The sequence below is a fragment of the Mucilaginibacter polytrichastri genome, assembly GCF_001911425.1.
GTDB lineage: Bacteria > Bacteroidota > Bacteroidia > Sphingobacteriales > Sphingobacteriaceae > Mucilaginibacter > Mucilaginibacter polytrichastri.
In genome coordinates, this window is the sequence record NZ_MPPL01000001.1 from 4,455,754 (window position 1) to 4,466,212 (window position 10,459).

Consider the following 10,459-nt stretch of genomic DNA (forward strand, 5'->3'; position numbering starts at 1 on the left):
AACGATAATGGTTTTAAATGTGGATTATGGCCTATGAGCCATCCCCGATACGAGGTTGATATTTACCCTCCACAAACCTGTTGATAAGCATGGCGGCAACGGTATCGCCGGTTGCGTTTAATAATGTGGCTACCGGGTCTATCAACGTACCGATAATAATAGCAGGTGGCAAGGCTTCGGGCGGGAAACCATAGGCAGATATAAAAAGCAATTCGCCTACGTAACCACCATTGGGTATGCCGCCTTCTACAATGCTTACCAAAACCGTCATGCCGAGTGCTATCAGTATTACACCCGGGCTATCAAACCCCTTACCAAACATGGCAAATACCACCGCCATTTTTAAAATGGACGAAACGCTGGAACCATCTTTATGCAATGTGCCTCCAAGGGGTATGGTGATACCGGCTATCACATCAGAGATGCCCATTTTTTTTGCAGCATCGAGATTTGCCGGTATAGTAGCAATGCTGCTACAGGTACCAATAGCTGTTGCAGAGGGGATAATATTGTTTTTCCAATACCTTTTTATGCCGCCTATACCACCTGCTATAAAAGCATATATGCTATAAATTACTGCATATATAAAAAGGCTTACACCATACCCAATACCAAGGGTATGTGCATAGGTACCAAACAACGAGGGGCCAAACAGGGCAACCTGATAAGCAAAGTAAGCGCCTAAGCCAATTGGTGCAGGTTTCATGATAATTATAAATACATTTTTAAATACCTCATTACCGGCATTTAAAAACTGGACAAATGCTCTTCCTTTTTCGCCGGAGTGTAAAGCGCCAAAACCAACCAGTATGGCAAAAATAATCATGGCCAGCATATTTTTACGGGATAGCAGCTGGTAAAACTCGCCTGTGGTAAGCAATTGGGTAATATCATCGCCGGATAGTTTTTTATTGCCGCCCTGCGGTAAAAGACCGGCAGCGGCACCCCCACTTTGATGTACCGGGAACAGCCACATGGCTACAATGGTTAATATAGCCGCAATAATAATAGTACCGAGAAATACCCCCGTCATAACGCCCATAATGCGGCTTAACTTTTGCTCGCCATGCAGGTTGGCAATGGCAGATGATATGGCGAAAAACACCAGCGGAATTACAGCCACAAACAGCAGGTTTAAAAATATATCACCTATGGGCTTTACAATTTCGGCCTGTTTGCCAAATATCATCCCGGCTATACTGCCGGCTACAATACCGGCTATCAGCCAAATCATCCCGCTGTAATTCTTAATCCAATGAGCCATAGTTAATACAGCGCCTATATAAGCACCTTTTTTGAAAGATAAAGATATTATACAAATTTTTAAGCCTAACCGGTATGTACCTTCACAAATTTATTTACAGCAAAAAGCTATTACTGTAAATGCTCCACCTGCTGAAAAATAAAAAGGGGACACTCTCCGTTAAACTTAATTTTATAATTATCGTATAGACATCCATCTTGCTTAAATGTTATAAAAATGTTAATCTTGATAAACCAAACAACTAACCTGTTACACATTTAATTTTTTATTGCCGATGTTTTATTTGCTGATTTTTGCCGCCTTAATTTTCTTTGTTGCCCATGTTGCACTATTATTAGCATCTTTCAGTGGCCCCAAATTCGCTTCTGTGCGCTACTTTTATTCACACCTCACCTTATGGCTTACCGGCATTGTGGTATTTGTTTTGGCGCTATGTTATAGTGGGGCACACCAGTCGGGTTTTCTGGATTACTTTAATACACCCTTCAAAAAAACCATGATCCTTGTTTTCACACTCGCTTTATCACTGGCTGCACACGGCATTGTTAGCCTTTTAGTGTTGCCTTTACTCCGGAAAAATAGGGTTTCATAATGGCTCTATTCGATAGATTAAGAGATTATCTACTTACAAGATTTTAAATATGTAACATCAGCCCTTATGGCAGGTGTTGTGTTTTATAGATTAAACTGTGTTAGACATAGATCCAACATAACATTTGTCAAGCAATGCAAAATAAAATAAGTAAAACATTGTAAACAAAAAAAGGCATCCGATGTGAATGCCTTTGGTGGTGGCTACTGTACAAATCTCGAACTTTTTCCTGTCTGATTTGCGTTTAATAGCCGATTTAGACTGAAAAACTTTTTGGCTCAAATCGTAAATGAGGCAAGTTTATAATACTACCTTTCATAATTGGCAGAAGGCTTAATATATTATTTCTGCAACTCCAACAAACGCGATTTAATTTCATTTGACTTGGGATTCAACTCGCTGGCTTTTTTGTACGAAGCGATAGCTTTTTGCTTTTCTCCATTCGTGGTATAAGCTGCGCCCAAAGCGGCAAAGGCTCTTGAAGAAGACGGGTAATTAATAGTATTCATTTCCAGTAGCTTAATGCCATTATTTAGGGTTGCCTGATTTTTTACTAACCATTGTGCCAAGTCGTTGAGATATGCTTCATCAGGCAAAATCGGATACCCAAACCTTTGCGATAATCCTTTATAGTGTCTCATAATGATCTCCGGATTGATCTTTTCATCACTTACCGGAGGAAGCTGCCATTGGTAATAGATAAATCGAAGTCCGTCATAGTATGACTTAAGAGGAACAGTCATGTGACTCTCAGTCGGATACGACAGATATTCGAAATCTAATCCTTTTATGTTTCGCTTTTTGAGCAGCGAATCAAACTTTAAAACATTGGTATGAAAGGGTGATCCGGGTGAAGAAGCGTCTTCATTGCCGTCGCTAAAAAAAAGCGTCTTCGACAAAGTTGATCCAGCTTTTAATTTTTTATCCGCGAGCTTCAGCAAGAATTTCTGATCCCACCAGAAGGATGGACTCACGGCAATGTAGGCGTCAAACATATCTGGATAACTAATCAGGCAATTGATGGTTGTCAGCGCTCCGAATGAGTGTCCCGCAAAAATGCGGTAAGGTTGTGTTTTGTAATTTGAATTGACATAAGGCATGAGCTCTTTCTGAATGAATTGAAAAAAATGCTCATTTCCGCCGCTGTTCTTATACGGAGCATGGGCTGTGGTATCTGGCTTTCCATCATAATAAACACTGCTGTGAGAGGGGGTGAGGTCACGGTTACGGTCCGTATTTGTTATTCCTACAACAATCAGTGGCGGAATAACATACACATCTTGTCGGCTGAGGTATTTAGAATATTCTACCATCTGGGCGAAATGATTGTCGGCATCCAGAACATAGATCACCGGATATTTTTTCTCAGGATTGGCAGAATCTTTCGGTGTGTAGATCAGTATCCTTCGATCTTCTTTAAGAATGTTGGAATGCATCGTTACAACTTCTCCCTGATCATACTTAATTGGTTCTGCCTTTTGAGCATTTGCTTTAAATGAAAAAAGTAGCGGTATGATAAAAAACACCAATGTAAAATGCTTTTTTTTAAGGAAACCAAGTTTCATGTATTTTGGGATGGGATTAACTACAAGGATACGGCTTTTCTTGGGCTCTTAATTTAAATTAAAGAACTCATCAATTCAATAAATTCAAAATCCTTGAAGAACTTACTTTCAGCAGCAAATTTTGCATAATCTGAATATAAAAGTTATAACACAACGAAAAAGCAAATGTAACAGGAGCCTTGTTTCCGGAGAAATAAATGCACGGTAGGACGCCACATCAAACGGCCCGGCTGAACGAAATTGTTCGGAAAAAAGCGTTTGGAGTCCACGCAGCCCCTTTAATAATGTAAAAAAGCCCATTAGAGTTAACTAACAGGCTATAGTGTGGTGGCTACTTTACAAATCTCGAACCATTTCCTACATGATTTGCGCCTAACAGCAGATTTGGACCTATAAACAAATTAGTTCAATTTAATTAACGCAAATGAAAACATATCAAATAGACGACGTCAAAATCGAATGGGGTGATACGCTGATCAACATGATTTAAAAAAGGAGTACTTATCGAGTGCAGTTGTTTTTAGCGCAAAATGGAAGATCGAGGATATACGAATCAGTTTATCAGTATATGGAGGTACCCGAATCAATGATAGCGGCCCAAGCGCTGCTGGAATTTTCATAGATTGGATCGACGAAATAAAAGCTGCAAAACCTTTCCGCCAACAAGTTGATCAAATCGAAATAAAAATCGCTGAGCGTATCAATAATGACATTGAAATCGAAAAATTTAAACTTGATTATAAGCAAAGGCAATTTAGAGTTATACATTATGAACTAAATGATCCTTATGCGGCAGAACATGATCCAGAATTAAGATCGGCACAAATGGCGCTTTACAAATCTGCTTTATTTCAAACGCCGCAGCTTATACAATACCGTTTAAACGATGACGAAATCGGTATTTATAAAATCCCATCAATAAATGAAGTGTTTGTTTCAAACAAATGGGACACTATTCCTATTTCATCCGATAATAGTAGCAAAATAGTTTTCTATGAAATACTGCCTGCACGAGGCCCGGGAGGTAAGCAATTGGAGTTAATTGATCTAAATATTGAAGATTCCAGAAACAGTAATAGCCTTTATAATTTAATTGAAAAATTAGAGAGTTATGGTATTAAAATTCAAAAGGAAACGCGGTACGATGATTAAATGATCCATCAAACAAAAAGCCCTCAGAATTAATCTGAAGGCTTATACAAAACTTTTTGAATTAATATCCCATATGGGGTTTTTGTGGGAACTACTGGGTTCGAACCAGTGACCCTCTGCTTGTAAGGCAGATGCTCTGAACCAGCTGAGCTAAGCTCCCGTTCTCGTAATGATCTTTAACAAATCAATACGATAATATATATGAATTACTTTTCGAATCAGTCCCGATTAATCGACGGGGTGCCCTGCTCTAATTAGTAACGTTCCCAAATGCTTTGGGAGTGCAAATATAGACGGTCTTTTTAATTTTACAAATAGGTCATCCAAATAAAACATGCTCATTTACATAAAAATCTGCAAAAGCACTTTAAATGTTATTTTTACTTTGTTTAATTAACTGAGCCAGAGCTGGTAAACAGGTCGCCTCTGCCGCTTTGATAAAACTCAAAATTTTCTGGCCCTTGCGAAGATCTGATGATTTGCGAAACATAGAAATCATTTTGGTAGGCGGTAAACTTAGGCGTATTGCCATTAAGGGTGTATACTGTTAGGTAACTCTTAAAAAATAGCGGGCTGCTATCCTTATCAAACTTAGCCATTTTTACTTTCTGGTTTTCGGCCCCAAAGCTGGCCGGAAGTTTGGCCTTAATAAAAGCACTGTCTGATATATACCTGAATGTACTCCTGCTGATCCTGGATATGGTTTTTGTAATTTGAGCGTGCGGAGGGATAAATGCCACATTTTTAGGCAGCGTTGCTTGTGCATTAATATTTGAGTTAGAAAAACTGATGCCCCGCCCTACTGAGGTGCCGGATATATCACCACTAATCTGTACCGCATCATCTGCATAGCTGTAACTTTGGTTCCCGGTAATAAATGCCGAACGTTCCCAATCTACATAAACCGGCTCGTTAAGCTTATTATAAATGTTCATATGGATAGGTGCGTTCTCGCCGGCGAAAGAGTAAATTATCCTTACCGAATCGTTCTCGAGTTTAAATTCACCCGTTTTTTCATCGCGTGTGGTATTGGTGCTGCTAATCGTATTCATCTGATACGTGCTGCATGCCGGTAACAAAGCTGTCGCCGCCAGTAAAATGATAAGAAGCTTTTTCATAGGTTATAATGTTGTATCTAAGTTAAACAAATACTAACCTGCTTTATCTCATCGTATTGCAACTTCTATGTTATACTTTAGTTAAGTTTTTTTAGAAAAAATTTAGCTAGGTACTCTTGTTAATGCCAAGTTAATATACTTAGGCCTGGGGTTTTGTTTAAGAATCGTATCAACAATAAAGGCCTTTGGATTTACCAAAGGCCTTCAAAATATGTTTTTTCTGTATAATCATTAAATTAAGGACTGCCCCATTCTAGGCAGTCCATTAACTATTAACTGATTTATAAAGAACAAAAATGCAATTTAAAAATGCGCACCTTATTTAAGATGCTTGTTAACCGGCTTTAATTAATAACCGGGGTTTTGCGTAATACTGGCGTTTGCGTTAATTTCTACCTGCGGTATCGGCAATATTCTCCTGGTGTTAGCAGTTGTAACTGTTGCTATAGATGCCGCAGATTTAGCGCCTTCCTGCGGGCGGTTAATTACGGCTGCAGTACGGGTAAGGTCAAAAAATCTGTAACCTTCAAATGCCAGCTCTTTCCTTCTTTCGTTTAAAATATCTGCAACAAGCGTGGTACCCGTAGCTGTGTAGGCCGCTAATGATGGGTCGCGCAGTTGGGCTACCCTATTAAGATAAGTCAACGCCTCGCCGCTATCACCCAGCTGTGCGTAAGATTCGGCCAGGGTAAGCAATACTTCGGCATAGCGCACCACTTTTACTTCGTCCCTGTCGCTTTGCAGCACATTCTGATACTTGTTAACAATATAAGCCTGGTAGGGCGTACGTGTGCCATCTAAAATTAAAGACTTCCTGAAATCTGTTGCCGTGTAAGAATTATACAGATCATCGGTACATAAAACATCACCATAACCGTCTTGGTTGTAAATAGCATCCAGGCCGTTATAGCCGTTGTTTACGGTGCTGCTCATATTTAATTCAAATATCGTTTCCAGCTTATCTGTACGGTTGGTTGCAGAAGCCCAGTAAGCGCTAAAAGCAGATGAGCTTGCAGCTAAAGAGAAACCACCATTATTGGCAACCAGCAATGCAGCATCACGCGCGTTGGCATAATCGCCTTTATATAAATAAGCCCTGGCTTCGATAGCTTTTGCTGCATATTTAGACAGGAAGTTGGAGTTGGCATCATGTATGGCCGGCGTAGTGGCAGGCATTAACGTATAGGCGCTATCCAGATCGGTAATAATACGATCATAAACGGCAGAGACAGAGCTACGGGCAGGTTTGGTAAACGCACCTGTGGTATAGGTGGGCTGCGTAACAATAGGCACACCTGCTGCACTGGGGTTTACGGTATAAGGCTGGCCGTATAAGTTTACCAATTGCAGGTAAACCAGGGCACGCGTTGCATATGCCTCGCCCCTTAACTGGTTAACGTTATCAGAAGCCGGTACGCTGGCATAAAGGATGCGGTTGGCCTGCAAAATGGTATTGTATGCCTGCGACCATATTTCATCAATTTCGCTGGCGGTGGCTATATAGGTGTAGTTATTTTCTGTTAAGTACCGGCCCGAGTTTGTGATACTCACATAAGAGTTATCGGCCAGCAAATCGCCCAGTACGGGGAGGTTTCTGCCAAACAGGGTGTAACTTTTCATAGAGGTATACATACCAGATATAGCGGTAAGCATGCCGGTTTCTGTAGTAATAGAGCTTTCTACGGCTACTGCGGTGGGGTTTTCTTCCTCAAGAAAACTCTTCTTGCACGATGCAAGGGTTACTATCCCCGCCAATAGTATATATATGTAATTTCTGACTTTCATGTTTTTAATTTTATAAACCAACATTTATACCCACTGTATAGGTTTTTACCTTCGGGATGCTCAGGCTGTTGTAGCCATTGATATCAACTTCGGGATCAAAAGGTAAGCGGCTGTCGTAAGTTTTGGTCCAAAGGTTGGTACCGCGTACATACACATTCAGTTTACTTAAGCCAAGTCGTTTAAGCAAGCCTACATCCTTAAAATCGTACCCTAACGACAAGTTTTTCAGTCTAATATAATCGCCCGAGTACCAGTACCTTGATGATACAGCAGCATCGCTGCCGTTATTATCGGCAATACCACCTACCACATATTTAGGCACGTCGGTAACCTGGCCTGGTGTGGTCCACCTATTTGTGTAAATGTATTGGTACTTGTTGTATGACGAGTATGCACCACCGCTAAAGTAACGGCCGATAGGGTCATAAACATAGTTACCAAAGTTGTAGTAAAACTCGGCAGTTAAAGAGAAGCCCTTATAGTTCCATGTGTTATTAAACCCACCGAACATTTTAGGATCGGCCTGGTGGTTTACCACATATTTGGCTTCGGCATAATTGGTGGTGGTTTTAGTTCTGGTTGCATCGGTATACCAAAGTGCATCACCGTTGGCAGGGTTAACACCTGCATATTGCTTGGTATAGTATGAATAATAATCTAAACCTTTGGCCAGGTAATAATACGTATCATGCACACCGGTTGTACCTTCTGCAACGCTGGTCATTTTATTACGGTTAAACGCCACATTGAAGTTTGTACTCCAGGTAAAGTCTTTGCTCTTAATTGGCACACCCTGTATGGTTAGCTCCAAACCTTTGTTTAACATAGCGCCAATGTTTTCGATAGCATTGCTGAAACCTGTAGTTTGTGAAACTGCAACGTTTTGAATTAAGCCATTAATGGAGTTGTGGTAATACTCCGGCGAAATAGTCAGGCGGTTTTTGAAGAAGCTTAGATCGATACCGATATCAAACTTGCGGGCCGACTCCCAGGTTAGGCTGTTATTGCCTATCACATCATAGTTGGCACCGCTGTAACCGGCGTAAGTATAGTCGCTGCTGATTGTGGCACTGCCCTTAGAGGCATAGTTACCCAAACCATTAGCATTACCCGATGTACCGTATGAGGCATGTAATTTAGCAGCAGATACGATATTCTGTTGCTTGAAGAAATTTTCTTCGTCGATATTCCACGAACCACCAACAGACCAGAAGTTACCATACTTAACGTTAGAACCAAACTTAGATGAGCCGTCACGTCTGAATGATCCACTCAATACATACTTATTTTTATAGTTGGCGCTAAACCTCGAATAAATAGAGTTGTAGGTATAATTTGAATAAGTACCCTGTGCGGTAACCGGGGTAGATGCCAAAGACAAAGTAGTTAACGTAGGTGCAGAAGCTGCGTAGCCTGTACCCTCTGCAGTGACGTAGTTTTCCTGCGAGCGTTGCGCCTCATAACCTACTGTAGCATCGATATAAAAATCCTGGACCCCTTTTACATTGTAACGATAGTCTAATTGGTTACGGGTTAGCCAGTTAAAATAGCGCGTGTAATAATCGCCGCCATAGCCACCGTAAACAGAGCCATCGCCCATGGTTGGGTTGGCATAATAGGTTTCTTCGAGTACGTTATAATCTATACTGGCAAAGCTGGTAAATTTTAGCTGGTCCCAGATGGTCCACTTCAACGTTTCGCCAATTAAACCCCTGGTTTGCGAAAGGCCGTGTACATCATTTTGAGAGATATAAAGCGGGTTGTAAAAAGACGGAAAGTTAGTACCGCCCGAAGTGCTTGAATTTAACGAACCATCTGCATTATAAGCCAACTGATACGGCCTTAAGAAGTAAGCCGAAGCAATTGGGGCCGAGTAATACGTTGAATTATAAGGCGTATTCTGGTTAACGTTTGATACATTAAGGTTGGTAGAAATACTGATCCGTTTGCTAATGTTATGATCGATATTTAACAAGCCTGAGATCCTGGTCAGCTTTGAATTAAGCGTTGTAGCATCCTGGTGAAAATAACCCAGTGACGAAAACACCTTCGTATTATCAGAACCGCCGTTTACAGAAACGTTGTATTGTTGCTGCGAACCTCTTTTGGTTACCAGATCGTACCAATTGTTGCTTTGGCCGCTGTTAATACCGTAAGCATTTTGCGAACTAAGAATAGTTGCAGCGCTGTAGCCCGCATTTTTTAAACCTTCGGTATATAACTCGCCGTATTGGGATGCTGTTAAGGGCTTGCCTGCGTCTGGTATGGCCATATTGGTAGTTACCCCGCCTTCGGCATCAAACCTAACTTGTGTTTTGCCATTCTTGCCTCTTTTGGTTGTAATAATGATAACACCGTTTGAACCCCGTGAACCATAAATAGCAGTTGCCGCAGCATCTTTTAAAACCTGGATGCTTTCGATATCATTTTCATTGATACCGGCCATTGCATTTGCCGTGGTAGCGCTTCTCGATAAATCGCCCGAGTTGATGATCATCCCGTCAATAACATACAGCGGGTTAGCATCTAAATAGGTAGAACCCAAGCCTCGTAACCGCACCTGAATATTAGCACCGGGCTGGCCGCTGTTAACAGATACCGCTAAACCTGCAACCTCGCCCTGCAGCGCTTGTTGTGGGGTAGAGAATGGTTTGTTTTCATTTTGCGACCCCTTAACGGTAGTGGCAGAACCTGTATAGGCTTTTTTGGTTGTTGTTGAGTAACCATCTGTTACCACAACTTCTGATAGTAAACGCGAATCTTGCTTCAGTTTAATTAAAGGCAAATTGCCCGCTGGTATAACCAACTGCTGAATTTTGTATCCAACAAAACTAAATTCTAAGGTTTGCCCTGTGCTTGCCGGCAACACAAAATTCCCATCTCCATCTGTCAACACTCCTTTTTGTGTACCCTGCAATTTTACAGATACACCAGGTAAGCTCAGCCCGTCATCCGCGCCAACTACTTTACCCATAATTTTTCT

6 protein-coding genes and 1 tRNA gene are annotated in these 10,459 nt (G+C 41.1%); 1 reads left to right on the forward strand and 6 read right to left on the reverse strand.

Annotation, left to right across the window (positions count from 1 at the left end; all coding sequences use genetic code 11):
- Nucleotides 1-31 precede the first annotated feature (31 nt).
- A complete protein-coding gene (locus tag RG47T_RS19115; RefSeq protein ID WP_074491055.1) occupies nucleotides 32-1,264 on the reverse strand; it encodes a dicarboxylate/amino acid:cation symporter in 1,233 nt (410 codons plus the stop codon).
- A gap of 933 nt (nucleotides 1,265-2,197) precedes the next feature.
- Nucleotides 2,198-3,421: an alpha/beta hydrolase gene (locus RG47T_RS19125; RefSeq protein ID WP_074491057.1), complete on the reverse strand. Its 1,224-nt coding sequence runs from the start codon at nucleotides 3,419-3,421 to the stop codon at nucleotides 2,198-2,200.
- An 825-nt stretch (nucleotides 3,422-4,246) separates the two neighbouring features.
- Here RG47T_RS19125 and RG47T_RS19135 point away from each other — a divergent pair.
- Complete coding sequence (locus RG47T_RS19135) at nucleotides 4,247-4,573, forward strand: hypothetical protein (protein WP_074491059.1); 327 nt, start codon at nucleotides 4,247-4,249, stop codon at nucleotides 4,571-4,573.
- 85 nt (nucleotides 4,574-4,658) lie between these two features.
- On the opposite strand, the gene RG47T_RS19140 is transcribed toward RG47T_RS19135, so the two are convergent.
- From RG47T_RS19140 to RG47T_RS19155, 4 genes are all read right to left on the reverse strand, one after another.
- A tRNA-Val gene (locus RG47T_RS19140) sits at nucleotides 4,659-4,733 on the reverse strand.
- A 229-nt stretch (nucleotides 4,734-4,962) separates the two neighbouring features.
- Nucleotides 4,963-5,691 (reverse strand): hypothetical protein, encoded by a 729-nt coding sequence (locus tag RG47T_RS19145; RefSeq protein WP_074491060.1) that lies wholly within the window; start codon nucleotides 5,689-5,691, stop codon nucleotides 4,963-4,965.
- Between the two features lie 348 nt (nucleotides 5,692-6,039).
- Nucleotides 6,040-7,476 (reverse strand): RagB/SusD family nutrient uptake outer membrane protein, encoded by a 1,437-nt coding sequence (locus tag RG47T_RS19150; protein WP_171972567.1) that lies wholly within the window; start codon nucleotides 7,474-7,476, stop codon nucleotides 6,040-6,042.
- A gap of 10 nt (nucleotides 7,477-7,486) precedes the next feature.
- The coding region (locus RG47T_RS19155; RefSeq protein WP_074491062.1) for a SusC/RagA family TonB-linked outer membrane protein at nucleotides 7,487-10,459 on the reverse strand (2,973 nt) is incomplete at its 5' end.

Excerpts from the sequence above, each read along its gene's own strand:
- RG47T_RS19115 (WP_074491055.1), bottom strand. The coding sequence starts at position 1,264 with ATGGCTCATTGGATTAAGAATTACAGCGGGATGATTTGGCTGATAGCC.
- RG47T_RS19125 (WP_074491057.1), bottom strand. The coding sequence starts at position 3,421 with ATGAAACTTGGTTTCCTTAAAAAAAAGCATTTTACATTGGTGTTTTTT.
- RG47T_RS19135 (WP_074491059.1), top strand. The coding sequence starts at position 4,247 with ATGGCGCTTTACAAATCTGCTTTATTTCAAACGCCGCAGCTTATACAA.
- RG47T_RS19145 (WP_074491060.1), bottom strand. The coding sequence starts at position 5,691 with ATGAAAAAGCTTCTTATCATTTTACTGGCGGCGACAGCTTTGTTACCG.
- RG47T_RS19150 (WP_171972567.1), bottom strand. The coding sequence starts at position 7,476 with ATGAAAGTCAGAAATTACATATATATACTATTGGCGGGGATAGTAACC.